General features: G+C 69.7%; 21 protein-coding genes. 7 read left to right on the top strand and 14 right to left on the bottom strand.

The window, feature by feature from the left end; translation table 11 throughout:
- Positions 1-119: hypothetical protein (locus COGEMETH_RS25755; RefSeq protein ID WP_373875303.1), on the bottom strand; the 119-nt coding region annotated here is incomplete at its 3' end.
- Between the two features lie 4 nt (positions 120-123).
- Positions 124-1,746, bottom strand: a complete 1,623-nt coding sequence (locus COGEMETH_RS02425) for an ABC transporter ATP-binding protein (RefSeq protein WP_238181033.1) — start codon at positions 1,744-1,746, stop codon at positions 124-126.
- 317 nt (positions 1,747-2,063) lie between these two features.
- Here COGEMETH_RS02425 and COGEMETH_RS02430 point away from each other — a divergent pair, with 317 nt between their 5' ends.
- From COGEMETH_RS02430 to COGEMETH_RS02440, 3 genes are all read left to right on the top strand, one after another.
- Entirely contained in the window at positions 2,064-2,984 is a 921-nt protein-coding gene (locus COGEMETH_RS02430; protein WP_238181034.1) for a lytic transglycosylase domain-containing protein, read from the top strand.
- A gap of 101 nt (positions 2,985-3,085) precedes the next feature.
- Positions 3,086-3,991 (top strand): alpha/beta hydrolase, encoded by a 906-nt coding sequence (locus COGEMETH_RS02435; protein WP_238181035.1) that lies wholly within the window; start codon positions 3,086-3,088, stop codon positions 3,989-3,991.
- 117 nt (positions 3,992-4,108) lie between these two features.
- Positions 4,109-5,422 (top strand): O-antigen ligase family protein, encoded by a 1,314-nt coding sequence (locus tag COGEMETH_RS02440; RefSeq protein ID WP_238181036.1) that lies wholly within the window; start codon positions 4,109-4,111, stop codon positions 5,420-5,422.
- Positions 5,423-5,431: 9 nt separating this feature from the next.
- Here the strand turns inward: COGEMETH_RS02440 and COGEMETH_RS02445 are convergent, their stop codons facing one another.
- From COGEMETH_RS02445 to COGEMETH_RS02455, 3 genes are all read right to left on the bottom strand, one after another.
- A complete protein-coding gene (locus COGEMETH_RS02445; protein ID WP_238181056.1) occupies positions 5,432-7,180 on the bottom strand; it encodes a pyrroloquinoline quinone-dependent dehydrogenase in 1,749 nt (582 codons plus the stop codon).
- 177 nt (positions 7,181-7,357) lie between these two features.
- Positions 7,358-9,289: a methyl-accepting chemotaxis protein gene (locus COGEMETH_RS02450; RefSeq protein WP_238181057.1), complete on the bottom strand. Its 1,932-nt coding sequence runs from the start codon at positions 9,287-9,289 to the stop codon at positions 7,358-7,360.
- 260 nt (positions 9,290-9,549) lie between these two features.
- Positions 9,550-10,080 (bottom strand): ankyrin repeat domain-containing protein, encoded by a 531-nt coding sequence (locus tag COGEMETH_RS02455; protein WP_238181037.1) that lies wholly within the window; start codon positions 10,078-10,080, stop codon positions 9,550-9,552.
- Between the two features lie 207 nt (positions 10,081-10,287).
- On the opposite strand from COGEMETH_RS02455, the gene COGEMETH_RS02460 reads away from it, so the two are divergent.
- Complete coding sequence (locus COGEMETH_RS02460) at positions 10,288-11,718, top strand: sensor histidine kinase (protein WP_238181038.1); 1,431 nt, start codon at positions 10,288-10,290, stop codon at positions 11,716-11,718.
- A 167-nt stretch (positions 11,719-11,885) separates the two neighbouring features.
- Here the strand turns inward: COGEMETH_RS02460 and COGEMETH_RS02465 are convergent, their stop codons facing one another.
- From COGEMETH_RS02465 to COGEMETH_RS02490, 6 genes are all read right to left on the bottom strand, one after another.
- Positions 11,886-13,067 (bottom strand): AGE family epimerase/isomerase, encoded by a 1,182-nt coding sequence (locus tag COGEMETH_RS02465; protein ID WP_238181039.1) that lies wholly within the window; start codon positions 13,065-13,067, stop codon positions 11,886-11,888.
- A gap of 1 nt (position 13,068) precedes the next feature.
- The gene (locus COGEMETH_RS02470; protein ID WP_238181040.1) at positions 13,069-14,007 is read right to left on the bottom strand and encodes a glycosyltransferase family 4 protein; all 939 of its coding nucleotides are present in this window, start codon (positions 14,005-14,007) and stop codon (positions 13,069-13,071) included.
- A gap of 174 nt (positions 14,008-14,181) precedes the next feature.
- Positions 14,182-15,474, bottom strand: coding sequence for a glycosyltransferase (locus tag COGEMETH_RS02475; RefSeq protein WP_238181041.1), 1,293 nt, complete (start codon positions 15,472-15,474; stop codon positions 14,182-14,184).
- 189 nt (positions 15,475-15,663) lie between these two features.
- Positions 15,664-16,866: a hypothetical protein gene (locus COGEMETH_RS02480; RefSeq protein ID WP_238181042.1), complete on the bottom strand. Its 1,203-nt coding sequence runs from the start codon at positions 16,864-16,866 to the stop codon at positions 15,664-15,666.
- 154 nt (positions 16,867-17,020) lie between these two features.
- A complete protein-coding gene (locus COGEMETH_RS02485) occupies positions 17,021-17,911 on the bottom strand; it encodes a cell envelope integrity EipB family protein (RefSeq protein ID WP_238181043.1) in 891 nt (296 codons plus the stop codon).
- 89 nt (positions 17,912-18,000) lie between these two features.
- Positions 18,001-19,854 (bottom strand): ABC transporter ATP-binding protein, encoded by a 1,854-nt coding sequence (locus COGEMETH_RS02490; protein ID WP_238181044.1) that lies wholly within the window; start codon positions 19,852-19,854, stop codon positions 18,001-18,003.
- Between the two features lie 189 nt (positions 19,855-20,043).
- Between COGEMETH_RS02490 and COGEMETH_RS02495 the strand changes: the two genes are divergently transcribed.
- The 3 genes from COGEMETH_RS02495 to COGEMETH_RS02505 all read left to right on the top strand — a co-directional run bounded on the left by COGEMETH_RS02495 (position 20,044) and on the right by COGEMETH_RS02505 (position 21,429).
- Positions 20,044-20,628, top strand: coding sequence for a helix-hairpin-helix domain-containing protein (locus tag COGEMETH_RS02495; RefSeq protein ID WP_238181045.1), 585 nt, complete (start codon positions 20,044-20,046; stop codon positions 20,626-20,628).
- Positions 20,629-20,725: 97 nt separating this feature from the next.
- Positions 20,726-20,941, top strand: coding sequence for a hypothetical protein (locus COGEMETH_RS02500; RefSeq protein WP_238181046.1), 216 nt, complete (start codon positions 20,726-20,728; stop codon positions 20,939-20,941).
- Positions 20,938-21,429, top strand: coding sequence for a DUF3016 domain-containing protein (locus COGEMETH_RS02505; RefSeq protein ID WP_238181047.1), 492 nt, complete (start codon positions 20,938-20,940; stop codon positions 21,427-21,429). The genes COGEMETH_RS02500 and COGEMETH_RS02505 overlap by 4 nt, the downstream gene beginning before the upstream one ends.
- 152 nt (positions 21,430-21,581) lie before the next feature.
- On the opposite strand, the gene COGEMETH_RS02510 is transcribed toward COGEMETH_RS02505, so the two are convergent.
- The 3 genes from COGEMETH_RS02510 to COGEMETH_RS02520 are packed head-to-tail and all read right to left on the bottom strand — an operon-like array spanning position 21,582 to position 24,363.
- The gene (locus tag COGEMETH_RS02510) at positions 21,582-23,057 is read right to left on the bottom strand and encodes a pilus assembly protein TadG-related protein (RefSeq protein ID WP_238181048.1); all 1,476 of its coding nucleotides are present in this window, start codon (positions 23,055-23,057) and stop codon (positions 21,582-21,584) included.
- Entirely contained in the window at positions 23,042-23,812 is a 771-nt protein-coding gene (locus tag COGEMETH_RS02515; protein WP_238181049.1) for a TadE/TadG family type IV pilus assembly protein, read from the bottom strand. Before COGEMETH_RS02515 ends, COGEMETH_RS02510 begins: the two co-directional genes overlap by 16 nt.
- Positions 23,809-24,363: a TadE/TadG family type IV pilus assembly protein gene (locus COGEMETH_RS02520; protein ID WP_238181050.1), complete on the bottom strand. Its 555-nt coding sequence runs from the start codon at positions 24,361-24,363 to the stop codon at positions 23,809-23,811. The genes COGEMETH_RS02515 and COGEMETH_RS02520 overlap by 4 nt, the downstream gene beginning before the upstream one ends.
- Positions 24,364-24,455 lie beyond the last annotated feature (92 nt).

Consider the following 24,455-nt stretch of genomic DNA (forward strand, 5'->3'; position numbering starts at 1 on the left):
GCGCCGCGGGCCGCGGCGATATGGCCGAGGGTGTCGGCGCCGGCATCGCCGTAGTGCGCGGCATCCGGCGCGCCGCCGATGCCGACGGAATCGAGCACGATCAGCAGGACGCGGGGCATCGGCTCAGACCGGCTCCACGTCGGCGACCGTGTCGCTCTTCAAGGCGAAGGCCGCCGAGAACAGGGTGCGGGTGTACTCGGTCTGCGGGTCCGAGAAGATCCGTTCGGCCGGCCCCTCCTCCACGACGCGGCCGTTCTGCATCACCAGCACGTAGTTGGCGAGCGCGCGGACCACCTTCAGGTCGTGGCTGATGAACAGGTAGGCCAGCTTGCGCTCCCGCTGGAGGTCGCGCAGCAGGGTCACGATCTGCGACTGCACAGAGCGGTCGAGGGCCGAGGTCGGCTCGTCGAGCACGACGAAGCGGGGCTTGAGCACCATGGCGCGGGCGATGGCGATGCGCTGGCGCTGGCCGCCGGAGAATTCGTGCGGGTAGCGGTCCATCACCGCCGGGTCGAGGCCGACCTCGGTGAGGGCCCGGGCGACGATCGCACGGCGCTCCGCCCGCGAATGGCCGCCCTGCACCACCAGCCCCTCGGCCACGATGTCGGCCACGGACATGCGCGGCGACAGGGAGCCGTAGGGGTCCTGGAACACCACCTGCATGTCCCGGCGCAGGGGGCGCATCGCGGCGACCCCGTAGCGCTCGATGTCGCGGCCGAGGAAGACGATCGGCCCCTCCGAGCCCGTGAGCCGCAGGAGGGCGAGGCCCAGCGTGGTCTTGCCCGAGCCGGATTCGCCGACGACCCCGACCGTCTCGCCCTCGCGCACCCGCACCGAGACCCCGTCCACCGCCTTGACGTGGCCGGTGGTGCGCCGCAGCCAGCCTTCCTTCAGGGGAAACCAGACCTTGAGGGGGCCGGCCTCGATCAGGGCCGGGGCGTCCGCCGCCACCGGGTTTCCGCGGCCCTTCGGCTCGGAGGCGACGAGGCGGCGGGTGTAGGCGTGCTGCGGGTCGGCGAGCACGGCCTGCGCCTGGCCCGCCTCGACGATCCGGCCGTTCAGCATGACGCAGACGCGCGAGGCGATGCGCTCGACGATGCCGAGGTCGTGGGTGATGAACAGCATCGCCATGCCGAGCCGCTCCTGCAGGTCGGCGAGCAGGGAGAGGATCTGGGCCTGTACCGTCACGTCGAGCGCGGTCGTCGGCTCGTCGGCCACCAGCAGGTCCGGCTCGCAGGCGAGCGCCATGGCGATCATCACCCGCTGGCGCTGCCCGCCCGAGAGCTCGTGCGGATAGGCCCCCATGCGGCGGGCGGCATCGCGCAGGCCGACGAGTTCGAGCAGTTCGAGGATGCGGGCGCGGGCCGCCTTGCCGGTGAGTCCCCGGTGCAGGTCCAGAACCTCGCCGATCTGCCGCTCGATGCTGTGGAGCGGGTTGAGCGAGGTCATCGGCTCCTGGAACACCATGGTGATGTCGGCGCCGCGGACCTTGCGCATCTCTGCCTCGGGCAGCCCCGCGAGGTCGCGCCCCTTGAACACGATGCGCCCGGTCTGGACCGCCGCCCCGTCGAGCAGCCGCAGGATCGACAGGGCCGTGACCGACTTGCCGGAGCCGGACTCGCCCACCAGCGCCACCGTCTCCCCCGGCGCGATGGTGAAGCTGATGCGGTCCACGGCGACCGCCTCGCCCTCTCGTGAGCGGAACGCGACCGAGAGGTCCTCGACGGAAAGCAACGGCTCGGTCATCACACTCGTTTTCGGGCGCTGGTCGCGTCCGCTTTTATAGCGCGGCCGGGGTGTGAGGGCGAACGGGGGATTCGCTCATCCTTCACGGCCTCGGCCGTGCGGCTGTAACCTGCATTGATCGTTAGGTCGGACACGCTAGAACCCGGCGGGTGATCGAGCCTTTCGGAATTTTCCGCGCGCCTCCCCCTCCCCCCTCTGCGGGGGAGGGTGGCCCTCGCGTCGGCGAGGGTCGGGAGAGGAGAGCTCCCTCTCTGCACATGGCGCTCCCCTCTCCCGACCCGCTTCGCGGCCCACCCTCCCCCGCGAAGGGGGGAGGGATGCGTGGCGCTTGGGCCCTCCTCGCCACGCTCCTCCTCGCCACCCCCGCGGCCGCCCTCCCCTCCGAGGGCGCCACCGAGACGGTCGAGCAGGCCCTGTGCCGGCTGATCGACGGGTCCGCCAAGGCGCGCGGGCTGCCGATCCCGTTCCTGACGCGGCTGATCTGGCGCGAGAGCAGTTTTCGCGTGGGCGTGGTGAGTCCTGCCGGCGCGCAAGGGGTGGCGCAGTTCATGCCGGGGACGGCGCGGGAGCGCGGGCTGACCGACCCGTTCGACCCGGAGCAGGCGATCCCGCACGCGGCCCACCTGCTCGCCGACCTGAAGCGCCAGTTCGGCAATCTCGGGCTGGCGGCGGCCGCCTATAACGGCGGCGCCACCCGCGTGACGAACTGGCTCGCCGGCAGCGGCGGCCTGCCGGCCGAAACGCGCGCCTACGTCGTCGCGATCACCGGGGCGCCGGCCGAGGACTGGCGCGGGGGTGCCAAGGGCGCGATCGAGTTCCCCGAAGGTGGTGCGCCGGCCCCCAAGCCTGCACAGGAGGCCAAGCCCGCAGCGGAGTCCAAGCTCCCGGAGCCGGAGACCGCCCAGACCTGCCTCCAGGTCACCGCCGCCCTGCGCATCCCCTCTCGCGGCGACCGCTTCGCCCTGGGACAGAACGAGGGCCCGGCCGCCCCCTGGGGCATCCAGCTCGCCGGGAATTTCTCCAAGTCCCTGGCCCTCCAGAGCTTTTCACGCACGCGCGCCACCTACGCCAAGGTGATCGGCGACGTACGCCCGATGATCATCGGCACGCGCCTGCGCAACCGCGGCACCCGCGCCTTCTACCGTGTTCGCATCCCGGCCGAGAGCCGTCAGGCGGCCGACGGCCTGTGCGGCAAGATCCGCAGCGTCGGCGGTGCCTGCATCGTCCTGCGGACCTGACCCCACCACCCGGCCGCGAAGGCCGAGCTCGGCCGCTTTCCGGTCATGAATCCGCCCAGAGCGGCGGGCCTTCTACGGTCGTAGGGGCAAACGGAGACCGAATGACACGCGTCCTGACCACGCTCGCCGGCATCCTCTGCCTCGGTCTTGCGGCCTTCGGGCTCGCCAATTGCTCGGCGCTGGCCCTGTTCGACGCGATCGGCCCGCGCGATTCCGGCGGGCGGCAGGCCGCCAAGGACCAGCCCTTCGGCGAGGGGCCGCGGCGCAAGCTCGACGTCTACGTGCCGGTGGCGGCGGTCGAGAACGCCCCGGTCCTGGTGTTCTTCTACGGGGGCTCCTGGCAGAGCGGCGCCAAGGAGTACTACGCCTTCGTCGGGCAGGCGCTCGCCGCGCAGGGCTTCGTCACCGTGCTGCCGGATTACCGGCTCTATCCCGAGGCCCCCTTCCCCGGCTTCCTTGAGGACGGTGCCCGGGCCGTCGCCTGGGTGCGGGAGAACATCGCGGCCTATGGCGGGGACCCGCACCGCATCGTGCTCGCCGGCCACTCGGCGGGCGCCTACAACGCGGTGATGCTGGGCCTCGACGAGCGCTACCTGCGGGCCGCCGGCGTCGATCCGAAGGTGATCCGGGCGGTGGCGGGCCTGTCCGGCCCCTACGACTTCCTGCCGCTCGATACGGACACCACGATCAAGGTCTTCGGCCAGGCCCCGGACAAGGCCGCGACGCAGCCCATCGGTTTCGTCGGCCCCCGCTCGCCCCCGACCTTCCTGGCGACCGGGGATGCCGACACCCTGGTCCGCCCGCGCAACACCGCGCGGCTGGCCGAACGGCTCCGCGCCGCCCACGTGCCGGTGCAGGAGCGGATCTATGCCGGCCTCGACCATTCAGACACCCTGCTCGCCCTCTCGGTCGCCTTTCGCTCCAAGGCGCCGGAACTCGCCGAGATGGCCGCCTTCCTGCGCGGCCAGGCGTTGAGCCGGCAGCAGGTGACGATGCGGGCGCGCTGACGCAGGCGGGCATCAAGGTTACCCGCAGCATAGTGCCCCCGCCGCGCGGTTTCCCGTGACCGGCCGGCGCGTCCGGGGGTAGGCTCGCCGGGAAGCGGGATCGGGAGAGGAACAGGCGTGTCAGCGACCGCCGGCATTGTGAGTGGTCACGCGAGCGCGCCCGCCGCCCGCGACATGCCCGACGCCCTGCGCGTCGGCCTGATGGCCGTCGTGCTCGTCGCGCTCTGGAACCGGGCCTGGTTCACCGACCTCGCCGACCGGGACCTGCTCTCCGTCGCGGAGGGCGGCAACCTCTGGACGCAGGTGCTGTTCCTCGCCCTCGGCGGAGTGATGGGACTCGCGGTCCTGCGCCTCGGCGCGGAGCGGCTGCGCCCTCTCGCGAGCCCGCCCCTGCTGCTGTTCACCGGCTGGCTCGCGGTCTCGACCGTGCTGTCCACGGACCTGTCCCTGTCCGTGCGCCGGATCGCCCTCTACGCCATCGTGGCCTTCCTCGCCGCCGGACTTTTAGTGGTCGCGCGCTCGGCCCGGCAATTCGCCTCGGCGCTGGCGATCGCGGCAGGGATCATCCTGGCCGCCTGCTACCTCGGGATCGCCTTCGCCCCCCGCCTGACGATCCATTCGGCCTACGACGTGACCAACGAGTACAACCACATCGGCCTCTGGCGCGGCGTCTTCCCGCACAAGAACGAGGCGGGCGCCGCGATGGCGATGCTCGTGGTCTGCGGCCTCTACGTCGCCGCCGTCCGGGATCGCTTCCTCGGCTGGGTGATCGTGGCCGCGTCCCTGGTGTTCCTGGCCAGTACCGCCTCGAAGACCGCCCTGGCGGTGCTGCCGGTGGTGTTCCTGGTCACGAACCTGTGCGGCTACTTCCGCGGCGGAGCGATGCGCGGCCTGATGCTGCTCGGCCCCGTCGCGGTCATGGCGGTGGCCACCATCGGGGCGACCCTGCTGCCCCCGGTGCGCGCCGTCCTCGACCTCGTGCTGCCGGATGCGAGCTTCACCGCCCGCAACGAGATCTGGAGCTTCGCCATCGAGAACATCATGCAGCACCCGGTCAAGGGCTGGGGCTACGGGGCGTTCTGGCTCACCGACCGCACGATCTACGGCTCCGGCTCTGAATCCGACTGGGTCCAGACCGCGACCCAGGCCCACAACGCCTATCTCGACGCCGCCCTGGTGATGGGGCTGCCGGGCCTGCTGCTCACGGTGGTGGCCCTGATGGTCGCTCCCGTGCGCGACCTCCAGCGTGCCGCGGGCGGCAAGGCCCTCGACCCGCCGACGTTGCTGTTCCTGCGCCTGTGGCTGCTGGCGATCCTCACGGCCTCGTTCGAGAACTCGCTGTTCAACGCCAACAGCACCACCTGCGGCATGGCGCTGCTCGCGATCTTCGGCCTGCGCATGCGGGCCGTGCGCCGCCCTGTCATCGCCTGAGGGGCGCCCTCACTCCGGCAGGGAGAACACCACCAGCGCGTCCCCGGTGCCGAAGCCGGAGCCCTTGGTGAACGAGGAGCCTCCGGCCGCCACCGCCACGTATTGCCGGCCGTCGAGGCTGTAGGTGATCGCCGGACCGCTGATGCCGGCCCCGCACTGGAAGCGCCAGAGCACCTGGCCGGAGGCCGCGTCGTGCGCGTCGAGATGGCCGTCCTCCTCGCCGGAGAAGACGAGGCCGCCGGCGGTCGCCAGCGTCCCGCCCGAGAGCCGGCTCGCGGATTTCACCGACCACGCGATGGAGCCGCCCTTGCCGAGGTCCACGGCGGTCAGCGTGCTGAAGCTCGGCTCAGCCCTCGCCTCGCCGGTCTCGGTGTAGCGGATCTCCGGCCGATCGGGGCCGGCGGGCACGGTCTTCACGGTGTAGGTCGCGGCCCCGTGGCGCACCTGGGCGTAGGCGAGGCCGCTGGCCGCATCGAAGGCGGTGGGCGGCCAGGAGACGGCGCCGAGGGGGCCGGGGCTGACCACGGTGCCTGTCGTGCTCGGCGGCTCGAACAGGTTCTTCTGCGCGATCAGCGGCGCCGAGCGCGCGAGGAGTTTCCCCGTGGCGCGGTCGTGGACGTAGATCCAGCCGGTCTTGCTGGCCGAGGCCACCGCCTTCACCGGCCCGTCCGCGCCCTTGTGGTCGATCAGGAAGGGTGGGGCCGCCACGTCGTAGCCCCACTCGTCGTGGGGCACCTGCTGGTAGTACCAGCGCAGGTGCCCGGTCTTCACGTCGAGCGCCACGAGGCTCATGGTGTAGAGGTTGTCGCCTGGCCGGGAGAGCCCGAAATTCTGCGGCGCCGGGTTACCGGTGCCGACGTAGATCAGGCCGAGGTCGGGGTCGAAGGCCGGCGTCATCCAGAGGGAGCCGCCGCCCACCCGCCACGCCTGGCGGTTGGCGGGTGCTGCCGCCTTCTCCGCCGGAATGTCCCGGTGCAGCGGAATGCCGTCGCCGGTTTTTTCCGAGAAGGCACCTTCCCAGCCGTCCTCCTTGGTCACGTACCAGCGCCAGCGCTCCTGCCCGGTCCCGGCGTCGTAGGCGGCGAGCCATCCGCGGCGGCCGTAGCCACCCTCGATGCCCACCACGGAGCCGCCGTCGAGGCCGCCCGCCTCGTCCTCCACGTGCAGGCCGTAGCCCGCCCCGCTCACGCCGACGATGACGAGGCCGCCCGCCACCAGCGGCGGCATCTTGAAGCCGAGGCGGCTCGAACCCTGCACCGGCTTGCCGCCGAGCTGCTGCGCGAGGCCCGAGGCGGTCTCGGTCTCGCCCTCCTCCGGGCGCACCGCCTCGTGGTCCCAGGCGACCTTGCCGGTCTTGGCGTCCAGCGCGATCACGCGCCCGTCCATGGTCGCCTGGAACACGAGGCCGCCGGAGACCGCGACCCCCCTGTTCGAGGGCGGCCCGAAGATTTTTTCCGTGCGCGCCTTGTGCGTGTAGGTCCACAGCACCCGGCCGGTCCTGGCGTCGAGGGCCGCGACGTTGTTCTGCGTGGTCGAGAGGTAGAGCGTCCCGTCCACCATCACCGGCTGGGCCTGGAAGTAGCCGGTCACGCCCGTCTGGAACATCCAGGCCGGGCGCAGGCGGGCGACGTTGCTCCGGTCGATGCCCGCGAGATCGGAGAAATTCCGGTTGGTGTGGTCGTGCCCGAACATCGGCCACTCGCCCGGCGCCTCCGCGGCCGGGAGTGGGGTGGCGGCGGCGATCCCGATGGCGGACACGGCCGCGCGCAGGCGGAAGGCTGCGAATGATCTCGGCACGGCGTCTGGCTCCCGGTCCCGTCGTTCGTGCGCGCGGCCGAGCCGCGGCGCACCGACTGTCGGACGGTCCTTAGCCCGGATGCCCGGTCCGTCAATCTCGGAGGGCTCGGCGCCGCCCTCCGTGCGATCGTCCCCGCCTCAGGCCGCGCGGATGGCACCGAGGAAATCGTCCACGTCCTGCTTCACGCTGAGGGACTGGGTCGCGAGTTCGGCCGCGGCCAAAAGGACCTGCTCGGCGGCGCTGCCGGTCTCGGACGATGAGGCCAGGACCTGGGCGACGTTCATCGAGACGTCCTGCGTGCCGCGGGCGGCTTCCGCCGCGTTGCGCGAGATCTCGTTCGTGGCCGCGGTCTGCTGGACGACGGTCTCCGCGATGCTGCCCGTGATCTCGTTGACCGCGTGGATGGTCCGGCCGATCTGCTGGATCGCCGAGAGCGCCCCGCTCGATGCCGCCTGGATCGCGGCGATCTGCGCGGAGATCTCCTGCGTCGCCCGCGCCGTCTGGCCGGCGAGTTCCTTGACCTCGGAGGCGACCACGGCAAAACCCCGACCCGCCTCGCCGGCACGCGCCGCCTCGATGGTGGCGTTGAGCGCGAGCAGGTTCGTTTGCCCGGCGATGCTGGAGATCATCGTCACGGCCTCGCCGATCTTCTCGGCGGCGGCGGCCAGGTCGGCCATCGAGACGCCGGTGGCCTGCGCCTCCTGGGTTGCGAGGTTGGCGACTTCGTTGGAGCGGTGGACCTGCCGCTCGATCTCCTGGAGGGAGGCGACCATCTCCTCGGCGGCCGCGGCCACCGTCTGGACGTTGGCCGAGGTCTCCTCGGCGGCAGCGCTGGAGGCCAGGGCCTGGCTGTTGGTGCTCCCGGCCACACCGGTCATGGCGCGGGCGGTGGCGTCGAGTTCGGTCGAGGCGGAGGTCACGATATCGAGCGATCCGGCGATCCGGGCCTCGAAGCCGCGCACGAGTTGGTCGACGCGGTCGGCCCGGCGCTGGCGGGCCGATTGCTCGACCACCTGCGCGGCTTCCAGTTCGACGCGGGTGATGGCGTTCTGCCGGAACACGTCCACGGCCCGGGCCATCTCGCCCATCTCGTCGACCGCATCCTGCGAGGGTACGGTCAAGGCCGTCTCGCCGGCCGCCAGGCGGCTCATCGCCCCGGTCATGCCGCGGATCGGCTGGATGATGCTGCGTGCGATCAGGATGGCGAGCACGCTGCCGATCAGCAGGATCAGGCCGAGCAGACCGAGCTGGACGGCCTTGCTCGTGCCCATCGTGGCATCGCTCTTCCCCGCGAGTTCCAGGAGCAGGCTTTCTAGCTTGGCCCGGACGGCGCGGCCCGTGGCGTTGATGCCCTCGGCTTCCGGCTTCAGCACCGTGTCGTAGAACGCGTCCGTGGCGACGAGGGCGTCCGCGGTCGCCTTGAAGCCGGCTGCGTAGCCGTCGAGCGCCTCCTCGACAGGCTTGAGCAACCGGACCTGCGACGGGGACAGGTCGAGGCCGCGAAGCTTGCGGATCGCCCCCTCGGCCTTGGCGACGTTGGCGGCGAAGGTCTCCGGTCCCTTGGGGTCGTTGGTGGCGAGGAAGCGCCAGTTCGTCACGCGCACGAGGAGGATCGCGGCCTCGGTCGCGGCGGCCTGGGCGGTCGCCCCCTCGTCGCTGCCGGCCCGGATCTCGCCGACCAGGGCGTTGGTGGCCTTCGTCAGGCCGTCGCCGGACACGAACAGCTTCGCCTTGTTCTCGCGAATGCGCGTTCCGAGGTCGAAGAGCTTCGGCATCTGTGCGGTCAGGCCCTTCGCCCGGTTGCGGACGCCCGCATAGGCGGCCCGCCGTTCCTCGCTGATCGCCCGCCCGGTGAGCTCCTCGGCAAGCTGCGCCATCGTGGACAGGCTGGCGGTCAGGCGTTCGGCCTGCTCCGCCGTCGGCCGGGCTCGGTATTCCGTGCTCTGTCCGATGAAGCGGTCCGTCAGCCCGTTCACGGTGTAGAGGTCTCGCGCGGCCCGCTCGATGCGGCCGCGCAGGGCGAATGTCTCCTCGAGGCTCGTGAGCTGGAAGTAGGCGAAGCCCCCCATCCCACCCGCGAGGACGACGAGGGCGGCAAAGCCGCCGTAGAGACGGGAACGGATACCGATCTTCACCACAGGCTCCAGGCACATCCGAAGGAACATGGAAACGAGTAGGGGTTCGATCGAATAAGACTTGGTTAACGGCAGGCTTTTCGGGGTGATGGCGAAGCCGTTTTAGACCGGATTGCATCAGTTCGGCGTCCCCGGTCTTCGGTTGGACGCTCTCTTCGATAACGAACGGGCACCCACGTCTCGCGTCGACCCTTCTAGAGCGCCGACCGTGCGATGCCTGCCAGGAGGCCGGGCGTCGACGTCGCCCCCATCGCCTGCGCCATCTCGGCGGCCGTCTGGCCGCCGCCGTCGCGCCGGTCCGGATCGGCCCCGTGGGCGAGCAGAAGCTCGACGACCTCCGCGCGGTCGAACATCGCCGCGAGCATCAGGGCGGTGCGGCTGCCCGTTCCGGTGCCGTCCACTTGGGCGCCGTGCGCGAGCAGGAGCCGGGCGATTTCCAGGTCGCCCTTGAACGCCGCTCCGCCGAGGGGCGTCTGGCCGCGGTCGTTGCCGAGTTCCGGATCGCCCCCGGCCTCCAGGACCACGCGGACCGTCTCCGCCTGGCCGTTATAGGCGGCGAGCATCAGGAGGCTGTCGCCCTTGTCGTTGCGGAGGTTGGCCGGCAGGCCCTGCCCGAACAGCCCGGCGAGTTCCTCGGCATGGCCCATGCGGGCGTATTGGAACACGCGCCCCGCGAAGGCCAGGGTCGCGTCGTCGAGGACGGGCGGGGAGGTCTCGTCGGCCATGCTGATCTCGCGAACGGTTGCGCCCGCGGATCTGGCGCCGCGCACCGGTCCTGTCCAGGCCGTCCGCCGGATCGGCTGTCCGCAACCGATTGCCCGGCCGGCCCGGATGGGTGTTCCCGCGCGGGCCGCGCGGCCCTATGCCGGTACGACCGATTCCCGCGGACGGATGCCCGTGCCACCGACCACGTCCCAGCCGATGCGGCGACGATGCGCGATCTGCTGATCCGGGCCGGGCTGCTGTTCGAGGCTGCCCGCGACGAGGAGCGCTTCGTCCGCAGCTTTATCCGGCACGACCTGCGCATCACCCGCGCGGCCATGCTGCTCGGCGCCTTCGTCTACTACATCTTCGCCCTGTGGGACTGGACCATCGACCGGGCCGGGTGGGGCACGACGCACCTCGTGCGGGTGTCCGTCATCCTCGCCGTGCTGCTGCCGGCCACCGCCCTGACGCTCCTGCCCGCGGCGCAGAGGCGCCTCGAATGGTTGCTGCTGGCCTATTGCGTCGTCCCGGCCGTCTGCCTGTCGCTCATCTTCGCCATGCTGGAGCACGGCTTCGCCTACGGCGCGGCCGGCATGCTGATCATCGTCCTGTTCGTGGCGACCCTGCTGCCGATGCGCAGCCCCTACTTCGCCCTGTTCTGCCTCGCGGCCTGGGTCTCCTTCGCGATCTGCGAAGCCCTGTCCGCTCCGGAGCGGCCCGGCCTGCCCTTCGTCAACAACTTCGTCATCGGCACCTCGGTGACGCTGGCGATGTATTCGGTGGCCGCCCGCGAGATCCAGGCCCGGCGCCAGTTCCGCACGGCCACGGAACTGCGGGAGGAGAAGCGCCGGGCGGAGGCGACGCTTTCGACCCTGCGGCAGACGCAGGCGAGCCTGATCCAGGCCGAGAAGCTCGCCTCCCTCGGCCAGCTCGTGGCCGGCGTCGCCCACGAGATCAACACGCCCATCGGCGTCGCGGTGATGACCTCGACGGCCATCGAGGCCGACGTGCGGCGCATCGCGCAATCCCTCGAATCCGGCCGCATCCTGCGCTCGGAACTGACGGCGAGCGTCGGGCGCATCACCGAGGGCTCGCGCCTGCTGTTCTCCAACCTGAACCGCGCGGCCGACCTCGTGCACAGTTTCAAGCAGGTCGCCGTGGACCAAGCTACGGGCGACCGGCGCAGCTTCGCGGTGGCTGGCTGGCTGCACGAGTTGCTGAGCAGCCTCGGGCCCCTGGTCCGGCGCAAGGGCCACGCCGTCGAGGTCGCGTGCCCGGAGGGGATCGTGCTGGAGAGTTATCCCGGGGCGCTGGCCCAGGTGCTGAGCAACCTGATCCTCAACGCGGTGGTGCACGCCTACCCGGATGGGCGGCACGGCCTGCTGCGGCTCACCGTGGCGGCCGAGGGCGAGGACGGCCTGCGCATCGTGTTCTCCGACGACGGCCGCGGCATCCCGCCCGAGCACCTCGGCAAGGTGTTCGATCCGTTCTTCACCACCCGCCGCGGCGAGGGCAGCACCGGGCTCGGGCTCAACATCGTCTACAACCTCGTCGCCACGACCTTGAACGGGCGGATCGCGGTGGAGAGCGAGCCGGGCGCAGGCACGCGCTTCACCATCGACCTGCCGCTGGCGGCGGGGGCCGAGAAGCCGGCGTGATGCGATGTCCTATCGGTTCTTCAGGGTCCTGAGGCGCCCGTTCCCCGGAAGGGTGGCGTGTCGGCGGAACCCGCCCGGTGGCTGGCACGAAGCTCCGCGCAGCGTCGAGCCCCTACGCGATCGATATCGAGCCGCCGACGCGGCTTGGTAATGCGCCGGCCCGCGGTTCACGCGTCAGGCGTCCGGGAAAGCGGAGCGCCCTCGCAGAACCCGATCAGCTCCGTCAGCCCGGTCACGATGTGATAGAAACTTGAGGCCGGGGCCGTGGCGTCGGGGAAGCGGCCATCCGCGTCCTGGCGGTCGCGCCAGAGGCCGCGCAGGGGCACGTCGAGGAAGCCCTCCAGGGCGCAGAACGATTCCACCGCCGCGCCGAGGCAGGCGCCGGGGGGCTGGTCCGGGCGCCGGGCCAGCAGCATCACTGATGTACGCAGGCGCTCGGTCTGGGCCCAGATCCGGGCGTGGCGGCCGGTGACGCGGCCGGTCACGTCCACGTCGTGGAGGGCGAGGCCCCGCAGGCCGTCGCGGCCGTGCTCCTCGGCGAAGGCGTAGAGTCGGGCCTGATGCTCCCAGAAGTCTTGGCCGCCGAGGGCGGTCCGGCGCTCCAGCAGCCAGGCCCACTCGTATTGGTGCCCCGGCTCGATCACGCCCGCCGCCCGCCCGCCCGCGGGCGACCAGTCGGCCTCGAAGAACTCGAACAGGGCGCCCGTCTGCCGGTCGACGAAGCGCTCCGTGGCGAGCCCGACCATTTCGTCGGCCAACTCCGTCCACGGCTCCGGCCGGCCCGCCTCCATCCAGGCCAAAGCCGCCTCCAGCAGATGCATGTGCGGGTTCTGACGCAAGGGCCCGGCGCCGGCCTCGGTGAAGCCGCCCCCCGGATGGGCGCGGGCCTCGCGCAGGTGCGCCAGCACCCGCCGCGCTTGCTCCGACAGGTGCGGGTCGGCCCCGCAGGTGGCGTGGACGTGGGCCAGCGCGAAGATGGCGAAGGCCTGGTCGTAGAGGTCGACCCGCCCGTCGACCGGCCGCCCCGCCGGATCGACCGCGTGGATGATCGCCCCGTCCGGCCGCTGGAAGCGGTCGATGAGGTAGCCGGCCGCGTGCAGGGCCGCCTCCCGCCACGGCCCGTCCCAGCCGAGGCGGCCGGCCTCGCAGAAGCAATAGGCCTGGCGCGCCTGCACGAAGGCCCGGCGGTCGTGGCCGGTCGGCGTGCCGTCGAGGGCGAGCCGCTCGTGGCAGCCGCCCGCGTCCCGGTCGAGGCCGCGTTCCTGCCAGAGGGGGAAGGCCGCCTCGAACAGCCAGTCCCGGCCGCGTCGGGCGAGCGGCGCGAGCAGGCTCGCGGGTGGGACCGGCATCTCAGGCGGCCTCGTGCCCGGGAACGTTCCGTGCCTCGGGCCGCCTGGCATCGAGGGACGCCTTGAGGGCGCGCTCGTAATGGGGAAGCGCGTAGCGCCCCGCGATCCACGACGTGGCCTTCTCCCGGTAGCCTGCCCGTTCCTCCGGCGAGAGGGCGACGAGGCGGCGCAACTCGTTGGCGAAGCCCGCATGGTCGTCGGGATCGAAGTGGCGCATCAGGCCGCCGCCCACCTCCGGGCAGGCTCCCGTGGTGGAGGCCACCGCCGGCACGCCGAAATGCAGGGCTTCGAGCAGCGGCACCCCGAAGCCTTCGAGGTAGGAGGGATAGAGGAAGGCGGTGGCCTCGGCGTAGAGCCCGTGCAGTTCCTCGTTGGAGAGGTAGCCGCAGAAGATGACGGAGCGCGCCCGCGCGGCAGCCGCCTGGATCTCCGCGTTGCCGTGGCCGGCCCCGCCGACGACGAGGAGGCGGTAGCCCTTCCGCGCGAGTTCGCTGAGGGCGAAGATCTCGATCGCGCCGATCAGGTTCTTGCGCGCCTCAACGCTGCCCACGAACAGCACGTAGGGAAACGGCGTGTGGATCGGCGTGACCGCCGCGTGCGCCGTGAAGTGGTCCGGGACGTAGAGGGGCACGACCGCGATCCGCTCGCGGGGGATGCCGTAATTGGCATAGAGCGTGTCGGCCGTGTTCTCGCTGATCGCCAGGATGTTGGGGCGGCGCCGCGCGATGAGGTCGAAGGCGGCCCGGTAGGCGCGGGCGACGTTCGGGTTGTGCCAGTGCGGGTGCGTCACCGTCGAGAGGTCGAGGATCATGACGTGGTCCTCGCTCTGGAGGCCGCCGTAGAGCAGGTAGAGCGGATCGAGGTACAGGACCGGCTGGCCGCCGCGGCGGCGCGGGCGGGCGGGCGTTCGCCTCTGCCGCGAGGCGGTCCGGGTCGCCAAGCCTGTCGAAGGCGCGCCGTTGCATCTGCCGCAGCCGCTCGGCGGAGGGGATCTCCGAGAACACCTCGCCGAAGAACTGGCAGCCCGTGCGCCGGTCTTCGAGGCAGGCGTAGGTGTCGTGGGAGATCATGTACATCGCCGTGCGGTTCACGGCGGCCTGGCTCAGGTCCACGATCATCGGCCGGCTCTCGGCGCGGACGGCGGTGCGGCGTCGGTGGCCGCGAAGATCGCCTCGCGGGCGGCGTCGAGGCCGCAGAACGCCTCGGCGTGGGCGCGGGCCTGCGCCGCGACGCTGCGGCGCGCCTCGGGCGACATCCTGCTGAACGCGAGGAGACGGCCGGCCAGCGCGCCCGGCCGCGGCAGATGCCAGGTCGCCGACATCGGGTAGATCTCCATGTTGTCGCGCAGCGCCACGCAGCGCTCGTCGCTCGCGACCTGAAGGGGGTAGCCGGCCGGGATCAGGTCGGCGATGCCGGTGTGGCGCGGGGCGATCACCGGCACGTCCCGGGCGATCGCCTCGACGATGGGTCCGCCGAAGCCCTCCCCGAACGAGGCGGAGACGAGGCAGTCCGCGCGGGCGACGAGGGCGTCCAGCGCCGCGTCGTCCAGGTGGGCGTCGAGGATGCCGATCCGAAGCCGCTGGCCGGCCGCCACGCCGTAACGTCCCAGGATTTCGAGGAGATGGCGGCGCGGATCGGGCCCGATCCCATGGGCATGCCGAAACGCCAGCTTGATGAGGAGAATGCTGTCGTCCTCCGGCGTCTCGGCGACGAACCGGCACCATTCGGCGACCATGACCGGCAGGCCCTTGCGCGGGGCCAGGGACTGGATGGCCAGAAAGGTCTCCCGCGGCGAGTCCAGCAACTCGGAGAGCGGCAGGGTCGGCCAGGACGCGGTCTCGGACTCGGCAGGGGGCATGCGTTCGAGCAGGAGCACGTGCTGGTCGAGATGCGCGGCCGGGACGCGCCGGGCGGTGGGCAAGCCGAAGCGCTGCGGCCACGGCACCAGGGCCATCGGCCCGTCGTAGCCGCAATCGCGGGTGAAATCGGCCACGAAGCCCGTCGGCGCCCAGATCGCGTCCATCGCCGCGATACGCTCCGGCCAGTCGAAGCGACGCGGGATGCCCCGCGTCTCCCAATAGAAGGCGCCGACGTTCCAGCAATCGGGAAACGGAACGAAGTGATCCGGCGTGGTGTGGTTGACGACCGCCAGCGCCGCGTCCTGCGCCATGTGGCCGAGGTCGCCGTCCCGCACGAGGTCCCCGGGAAAGGGCTCGGAGCAATCCGAGGGGTCGACGTGAAGGGGAACTCCCACGACACGGAACCGCTCGCACAGGATCGCGGCCATGGCGCGCGCTGCCCGCGCGTAGCCGTTGTTGCTCAGGATGTCGCCCCGGATCGCGAACGTCCGCTCGCGGGTGGCCGGGCCGCCCTGCTCCCGTCCGAGGGCGCCACACGTGTCAAACATCGGCTCTGGTCCAAGACTTCAGGGTCAAAGACTTCAGGAAGGCGCGTCCGACCAATCGGTGCTCCATGTCGAAATCAGCTTGGATGGGCGGGATTGCGCCGCAAGAAGCAGAAAACCGCTGTGCCCGCAACTTCGCCGTCACGATACGAGGGCGGCCGGCCCCGTGCAGTCGTGTGCATATCCGCACGATCAGCCCGGCTCGGCCAAGCCCTCGGCATCGACGGCTCGATCGCGGGCCGACCGGTACCTCGACGGATCCTTGCGCAACCACAGCCTGCGGATGGCGACGCCGATCTTACGGTTGTCGTCTCCGAAGAAATCTGACGGTACGATCGGATCGCAGTGGAAGGCTATCGTGTTCAAGGCCGTCCTCTTGTTCGCCGCGGCCTCGAACGGCACGACGATCCTGTTCGTGTCGGCCCTGACGAGATCCGCCTCGTAGATCGTCTTTCCATTGAAAGATATTTTTAGGCGCCTCTGCGCATTGACGTGAAATTCGGTCACGTAAATGTCAAGATCCAGAATATATCTTGCTATCGTGACATCGCTTAAGCTGAAAGAAAACAAACCGACGTGATCTTTCGCCCAGGTCAGGGTCTGTTCCGGCAGGTACCACGTATCCCGGACGAGGTAACGGCCGGCGTTTCCGCCATGGGTAAAATCGACGATCTGGTCGAGTTCGAGCTTGCGCGCCAGCGCCGTATCCGGGACCGCCGAACGATCCGGCGACGCCGACGCGGGAGGATGTTCGAGGACATGCCTGATGAAAAAAGCCGATATCGGATAATAACCCGATGAAAGGAACTCCTCACGGGCGTCGGCCCTGTCGGATTGTATCGTAAGATCGTATTTGCGCGTAAAATTTCTCGGGATCAGCCAAAGCAGACGCAATATAAGGCTGACATCGTCATATTCGGATGGTCCGCATAAAAGCGCGAGCTGGTCGTTCGTCAAGAAACGATCATTGTTGTTCTTGTTGCAAAAATCGACAAAATACCATGCCGCAATCGTATTCGAATCGTTCTCGTTGGGGAATTTCGAATAGTGATGATGGCTGAGATAGGCGCCCATCATGAAGATCGTGACGCCGACCTGCGGCCATGATGTCGGGTAGATGACATCGTTGAATATGAGTCTCGATATCTGGTTGTAGACCAGATTCCTTTCCATGGCTGGATTCGACGCAACATCGGCGACGAAATGGTGGATCGCGACGAGCTGCCTGATCGCTTCCGTGCCGTCGGGCCCGGACTTTCCGTCCTCGGCACGGGCATTCTGCGTCAGACGATATATTCGTTCAATCTTCCCGCGATGCGATGGGGTGTCAGGATCGTCGCCGAAAAGGTCGTCGGCGCTCGTCGAGTCGAAGCGATGCAGCGGCGAGCTTCTCATGACATCGTGCATCCTGCGAGGCGCGCACCTCCGCTCAAGAGACATCGGGCTTGGCCACGATCCGCATAGCAGGGTGATCGAGTCGGGCAAGCCCGACCGAAGGCGGGGTGGTGCGACACCTGCTCCGGGCCGCAGCGTACCCCGCCCGGAAGGTTCAAGGCGCGCAGGCCTTGTCCGCCCCCTTGTCGAGGTCGAGGCGGGTGAGGTCGCCCACGATGGCGAAGTCGCCGTAATCCAGCTTGAGGGCGCCGCTGACGCCGTTGTCGTAGAGGTCGAAGCTCAGGGTGTAGATCGGCGTGCGCTCGCCCGCGCCCTTTGTGAAGTAACTCAGGGTCACGGGCCAATGCGGCACGCCCGCCATCGGAGCGTCGCGCAGGGGCTTGTCACGCTCGGACCCCGAGGCCGCCGTCGGGCCGGTGGCCTGGCGGCCGATCACGGCCAGCGTGTCGTAGATCTTCTTGCCGTCGTCCGATCCGTCGAAGACCTTGGCCGCCAGCGTGGTCTCGCCGGCCCGTGCGGCCTGGATCAGGCGGCGCATGTGCCGGCTCGGGAACAGTACCGGGCCGGCCTCGCCGAGCTGCTCCTTCCTCGGCTCCTTCAGCCGTACCTTGAGGGCATCGGCTCCCGCATCCGCCGTGCCGTCAACGGGGGCGGCGGGCTCGCCGTTGAGGACCGTGACGGTCTTGAAGCGGAACTCGCGGCCTTCGCCGCCCTCGAAGGTGGTGTTGCGCAGGTCGGAGGTGCGGCTGCCGCTCTCGCCCGAGGCCAGTTCCGTCACCTGCCGCGTCTGCATGGTGTAGCCGCGGCAGGCATCCCCCCGGAAATCGATGACGATTCGGCCCCGCGCGCTCTCCACCGCGCGGGTGCCGCCGCTGGAAGCCAGCGACAGGTCGTAGACGGCCCGGTGGTTGGCGAGCACCACCGGCGCGGGCTTGGCCCCTTCGGATGGCGCAACCGGGGCAGCGGGCGCGGCTTGGGCGACGCCGCCGGCGAGCAGCACGAGCCCGGCGCAGGCCGGACGCAGCCGCTTTGAGATTCCTGGCATCGCAGATCCTCGGATGAGCATGGTCGGCAGATAGGTGCCGGCGCGACCGGGGCAATGATCGGGCCGCACCGCCGAACCTGTACGAGGCGTCAGCGGTAGCCAGCGGCCTGGAGTTCGAACAGTTCCGCGTAGCGTCCCTCCAGCGCCACCAGTTCGGCGTGGGTGCCGGATTCCAGCACGCGGCCCGCCTCGAGCACGAGGATGCGGTCGGCGATCCGTACGGTGGAGAAGCGGTGCGAGATCAGCACCGTGGTCCGGCCCGCGCTGAGGTCGCGGAACCGGCGGAACACGTCGGCCTCGGCCCGCGCGTCGAGGGCCGCGGTCGGCTCGTCGAGGATCAGGATTGCGGCCTCGCGCATGTAGAGGCGGCTGAGGGCGATCTTCTGCCACTCGCCGCCCGACAGGTCGATTCCGCCCTCGAAGCGTTTGCCGAGCGGCTGGTCGTAGCGGGCGGGAAGCCGCTCGATCACCGCATCGGCCAGGCCCCGGCCGGCCGCGCGGGCGATCCGCGCGCTGTCGTCGCGCTCCACGATGCGGCCGACCGCAACGTTCTCGCCCGCCGTCAGGTCGAAGCGCACGAAATCCTGGAAGATCGCGCCGATGCGGGCGCGCAGGTCGTCCAGATCGTAGGCGGAGAGCGGCACGCCGTCGAGGAGGATGCGGCCCTCGCTCGGGTCGTAGAGCCGCGTCATCAGCTTGACGATGGTGGTCTTGCCTGCCCCGTTCTCGCCGACGAGGGCGATGCTCTCGCCTGCCCGCAGGGTGAAGCCGAGGTGGCGCACCGCCCAGTCGGCCGCGCCGGCATAGCGGAAGCCCACGTCCTCGAAGACCAGCCCCACGCGGATCGGAGTGGGAAACGGGACCGGGTTCTCCGGCGAGCGCACCTGCGGCCGGATCTCGAAGAAGGAGAACAGGTCTTCCAGGTACTGCGCCTGCCCCGCCACCTGGGTGAGCCCGAGGAGCAGGCCCTCGATCAGGCCGCGCAGGCGCTGGAAGGCGCCTGCCAGGAAGGCGAGGTCGCCGATGCCGAAACCGCCCGAGACCGTCCGCCAGACGATGACAGCGTACGCGCCGTAGTAGGCCAGGGTGCCGAGGGAAGCGAACAGCCAGCCCCATCCCGAGCGGCGGATGGCGAGGCGTCGGTTGTCGGACACGAGCTTGTCGGCCAAGCCCCCGTAGAGGTCCGCTATATAGCCGTTCAGGCCGAAGAGCTTGACCTCCTTGGCGGCCTCGACGCTGGCGCCGAGGTAGCGGAGGTAGTCGATCCGACGCCGCTCGGGGCTTCGGGTGAAGGCGAGGCGATAGCCGGCCCGGGTAAAATACCACTCGTTGAGGAAGGCCGGCACGAGGGCCGCCGCGATCAGCAGGATCAGCCACGGGGTGAAGGCGGCCACGCCCGCGGCGAAGGATGCGAGGGTGACCACGGACTGGACCTGCCCGAAGACCTGGGCGATCAGGCTGGTGCGGCCGGTGACCTGCCGTCGCGCCCGCTCAAGCCGGTCCTGCTGCGCGCTGTCCTCGAACTGCGCGAGGTCGAGGGCGGCGGCGTGGCGCATCAGCCGGAGGGTGGCTGCGTTGGAGTAGAGGTCGGCGATCAGGCCGTCGAGGAGGGTGACGAGCCGGCCGATCAGGTCGGAGAGCAGCGCGAGGCCCAGTTCCCCAAGGACCAGAAGGGCCAGATGCGACAGGTGCGGGTCGGAGACCCAGGCCGCCGGTTCCATCGGCACCGTGCGCGGTCGCGCGTGCTCGGCCACGATGGCGTCGAGGATCAGCTTGGCGAGGTAGAGCATCAGCACCGGCAGGCAGGCCCCGACGAGGCGCAGCCCGAGGCTCGCCGCGAACAGGCGCGGGCTCGCCGCCCGGACCTGCCGAAACAGGTCTGGCAGGTAGCGCAGGGCCCCGAGGCGTTCGGAGAAGGGAGATCGGGTGTCGGTGACGGGCATCGGCGCGGACCATGGCGGCGGGAACGGCGCCCGTCGATGCCGGCTTGCGACCCCGGCCGCGCGCCATCGCCGCATCCACCTGTTGATGAGCGGGATCGGCCGGGGGGCGGATCGGCGGGGCCGTTTGCCCGAGCCGCCGAAATGCCTAACTTGACAAGCACATAAGAGACTTGCGGTTCGGGAGGCTCGATGCTCAGCGGCTCGGCGATTCTGCGTGTGTCGGGGCTGCTCGTCGTGGCCGGCGTGCTCGCCGCGCTCGTCCAGTTCTTCTGGTCGGGGCCTGGGCCGGCTCCGGCTCCGGAACCGAAGACGGCGGCCCCGCGGCGCGACACCCTGGCCGAGACGCCGCCTGCGCCCCGGCGTGTCGAGACGGCACCCCGGCCGGCGCCGAACCCGACGCCTCCGAGTTCGGGACCGCCTCCAACCCCCGTCCCGCCTCCGGAGCCCACACCCCGCGCCGCCGCCGAGCCGCCGAGCCAGGTACCCGCACCGGTGCAGTCGCAGGCGCCCGCCCTTCCGCTGACTCCGGCACAGCCGCCGATGGGCCAGGAGGCGGTCGACGCGGCGAGCGACAGCGCGGGCCCGCGGGCACTGGCCCTGGTCGACCTCAACACGGGTTCGCTCGCCGACCTCAACCGCCTGCGCGGCGGCGGCAGCATCGGCCGCGCCATCGTCCAGCGCCGGCCCTACACCTCGGTGGACCAGTTGCTGAGCAAGCGCGTGCTGAGCCGCGCGACCTACGACCGGATCAAGGATCAGGTGTCGGTGCAGTGACGCCTGCTTGTCGCGCCTGAGTCTGGCGCGCCTCGCGGCGCTTGCCTATGGTGCGCTCCGCACTGGCCATCGCCGAGCACGGCGCGAGGATCCGAGGATGTTCACGCAATCCACCAGCACGACCCTTCGGGACGACCTCGGCGTCGAGGAGACGACCGAGACCGACAACGTCGTCCGCTGGGACGGCGAGCGCCTCTACGTCGAGCACGACGTCTATCACAACGGGCAACTCGTCCATCGCAAGTATCGTCGCAACGTCACCGAGCCCGTGGCCCGGGCCCTCCTGGCGGTGATCAACCGGGCCAAGCAGTGAGGCCGGCTGCCCTGGGGGGCGCCGTCCTCGCCGGACTGGTGCTCGCGGGGCCGGCCGCCGCGCAGGTGAACGTGCGCTACGTGGCGCCCGAGCGCTTCACCGATGCCGAGAACCGCTGGGGCTCCGGCCAGACCCTGCGGGTCACCCTGGCCGAGATGACCCGCATCTTGGAGGAACTGGGCCGGGCGCGCCTGCCGCCCGGCGAAACCCTGGACCTGACCATCACCGACATCGACCTCGCCGGCTTCGAGCGCCCAGGGATCGGCACGCCCAACGGCCTGCGGATCGTGGAGGACTTCACCCCGCCGCGGATCAAGCTGGCCTACGCCCTCCGGCGCGCCGGGCGGATCGTGGCTCAGGGCGAGGACACGGTCACCGACATCAACTTCATGCTGCGCGCCAACCCGCGCTTCTCCAGCGGGGGCCTGTACTACGAGCGTGCCCTGTTGCGGGACTGGTTCGCCAAGCGCTTTCCCGCGCGGAGCTAGGGCGTCGGCCGGCGTGAGACGCCGTCATCGACATTTCCGCGTCGGTGACGCCCGCGGCCTACGCCGAGGTTGCCGAGGGGAGGACCACGGCCAAAGCACGCGTGCGGCCGACCGGCGCCGAGCCCCGCTCATCGTCGGTCGGCAGCGATTCCTTATTGCGTGAGCCGGGCGACCCTCAGCGCCTGGGCGAACATCGCGCCCAAGGAGGCCGTGATGTCGGCCGGCGTGTTGGCCGTATAGAAGAAGCCCTGCGAGGCGCAGGCCTGGAGGGGCGTGGACAGCGTCGGGCTGAAGCTGTTGACGCGATTGTTCTCCCAGGCAATGCCACCGCTGTTGTTGACGAAATTGATCGTGTTGTAAGGAATGTACAGAATCGAGATGGTCGCTCCTGCCGACTTCAGCGCCGAACATTGGGACGGGTCGATCTGGGACGGATTCGAGCCGTCCCAGTCCGCGTTGGCGTATCCGAAAAAGCTCGATGGCTGACCTGAATATTGGTAAGGTGTGGGCATTAGGCCGCCGATCTTCGACGCGAAGTGCTGTCCGTTCTGCATCCCGTCCGTGATGAGGAATACGAAGGGCTTCCGCGACGTGTTGGACGAGCCATCGCCGAAACCACCCCTTGCGACCGTCGTCTTCATCTGCGGCAGGGCGACCTCGAAATGCGTTCCTCCACTGCCCGTTCCTGTGGTCGGATCGTTGCCGGTCGCGAGTTGGGTCTTTCCGGTATCGAGAAGGTTGGTGAACGCCAACGGCCAGGTCAGACCGCATTGGGCGGCGATGTTGAGTGTGGCGATGCTGCTGGTCGTGATGTCGGACAGTGTCGCCAGCTGGTTGATGAACGGGTAGATACCGATACGGTACTGGTTGGTGACGCTCGGCGTCGAAGCTTTTTCGATGAGCTTGCAGACCGCGTTGTTCACTGCATCCGACCGCAACTGGATCTTGCCTGCCGCGAGGTTCCAGCCGTTGAAGGTCTGCCCGTTGGTCGTCGGGAAATGACAGGCGAACTGGCAGCCCTGCTTATAGTCGCTCCACATGTCGGTGCTCTTACTGGCAAGCTGCGCCATCCCGTCCGGTGTGGCCGGCAGTCCCATCGAGCCCGACACGTCGACCATCAGGTAGAAGTCGAGGTAGCTGGCCAAGTCGACCGAGGCCGTGACCGTGTTGGTGACCGTCGTCGTCGGCGACCGGAAGAGCTTGCCGAAGTTGTTCTGGATGGTCGCCGTGTAGACGATCGTCGCGGTGAGCGTCTGGCCGCTCCGGGCGACCGTGGGCGATTGCAGCGTCACCTGCGCGAACGGCACGGTGCCGGCATTGACGTTGAAGGCGTTGATGGCCTGGTTCTGGCCGGCTGTGATCGCCTTGGCCGTCACGTTGTTCTGGGCCGGGTTGGCGGCGATGTAGGCCTTGGCCGTCACGACCGCCGCGAGCGCCGCCGCGTCCGCCGCGCTGTCGAGCCTCGACTTGTCCGAGGTCGCCACGCCGTAGTCGATCCCGAGCCCTACGAGGCCGAGGATCGGGATCAGGCTGAGGCCGAAGATGATGTTGATGCTTCCGCCCTGCGCCGGGCGCAGGGAGGAGACCCGTCTGCCGAAGCGGCGGGCGCCGATCAATAACCGGGACATTTCGTGGCGATCCCGTCGTTGCTGGTGGTGTCGAAGTTGACGAGCGAGGCGTAGCGCGGCTGCACGTAGGCCGACCGCGCGATCCGCACGGGGGGGATGAATTGTGAGCCGAAGGTCGGCGTGAAGTTGAAGACCACGTCGATCACGACGAGCGAGGCGGGCCCGTAGACGGAGCGCGGCAGTGTGGCCCGGCTCGGCGACGCGCTGTTGTCGCTCGGCGTCTGCGCCGTGACGCAGGGCCGGTAGTTGTCTCCGGATTTCGGCTGAGCCGTGCCCGTGCTGGTCCAGACGACGTTGGCGCGATAGCAGGCGCTCATGTCGGCGCTGTTCGTGCAGTTCGTGGCGAGCTGTGTGAACTGGATGCTGGCGTAGTTGATGGAGATGTCCTGCCACCACGAAATACCCTGGCGTTTGCTGTCCGCCATCACGAACGGGAACAGCACCAGCGCCGCGTCGAAGCTGAAATGCATATCGGTCGCGTTGACCGTCGCGACGGTCGAACCGCCGGGGGGCGTCACCTGTGAGATCATCTGGCTGATCGAGCGTGCCACCAGGTCCACCTTGCGGGTCGCGTTGATGTAGGTGACGACCTGGGTGCCGCCGAACATGATCGCGAGCAGGATCGGCAGGACCAGCCCGAACTCGACCGCCGCCATGGCACCGTTCGCAGCGGCAAAGCGCCGAAGCCGGGAGCCGAGGACGGCGCGCAGGGATCGCGCCGAGGATACGGGCGTGCGGATGAGGCCGGCCGTCATTGGTACTGTTCGTTCCGGAAGGCCACCGTCGAGATCGCGAGGTAGGCGGCCTTTCCGTTGTAGGTGAGGCCGCCGCTCAGCATCGGCGCGAAGGCGGAAGGCAGGAAGGTGATCGGGTAGATCACTTGCAGGTACTGGTAATCGCCTCGGGTTCCGAGGTTGAATTGGCCGGACCCCGGCGTGAGCGCGGGGACCACCAGCCCGCTCATGTCGGATTTGACGTAGCCATAGTAGCCGCTGGGCTGGACGGCCTTCGGCACCACGTAGAGATTGACGACGACGTTGCTGCACGAAATCACGGCCGGCAGGTAGCTGCAGAGGCTCTGCGTGAAGCTCGAGAGGGTCGCCGGCGTGGCCTGGGATTGGGTGCTGCCGGTCATGATCTGACGCGATGCCCTGGTCGTCGCGTAATCGAGCACTTGATTGATGTACAGGATCGCCGCGGTCACCAGGATGAACAGTAGCGTCATCAGGAACATCGTCCCGACGAGGGCGAATTCGACCGCCGTCGCCCCACGACGATCCTGAATGAAATTCGATGTGCACCGCATGCTGCGACGCTAGCAGCCGGGGTTTTAAGGAACGGCTAATCGGATGCTTGAGACATGCGTTGTCCGGGCAATCACACGCTCAGGTTTTATGC

Source organism: Methylobacterium trifolii (genome assembly GCF_022179685.1).
Lineage (GTDB): Bacteria > Pseudomonadota > Alphaproteobacteria > Rhizobiales > Beijerinckiaceae > Methylobacterium > Methylobacterium trifolii.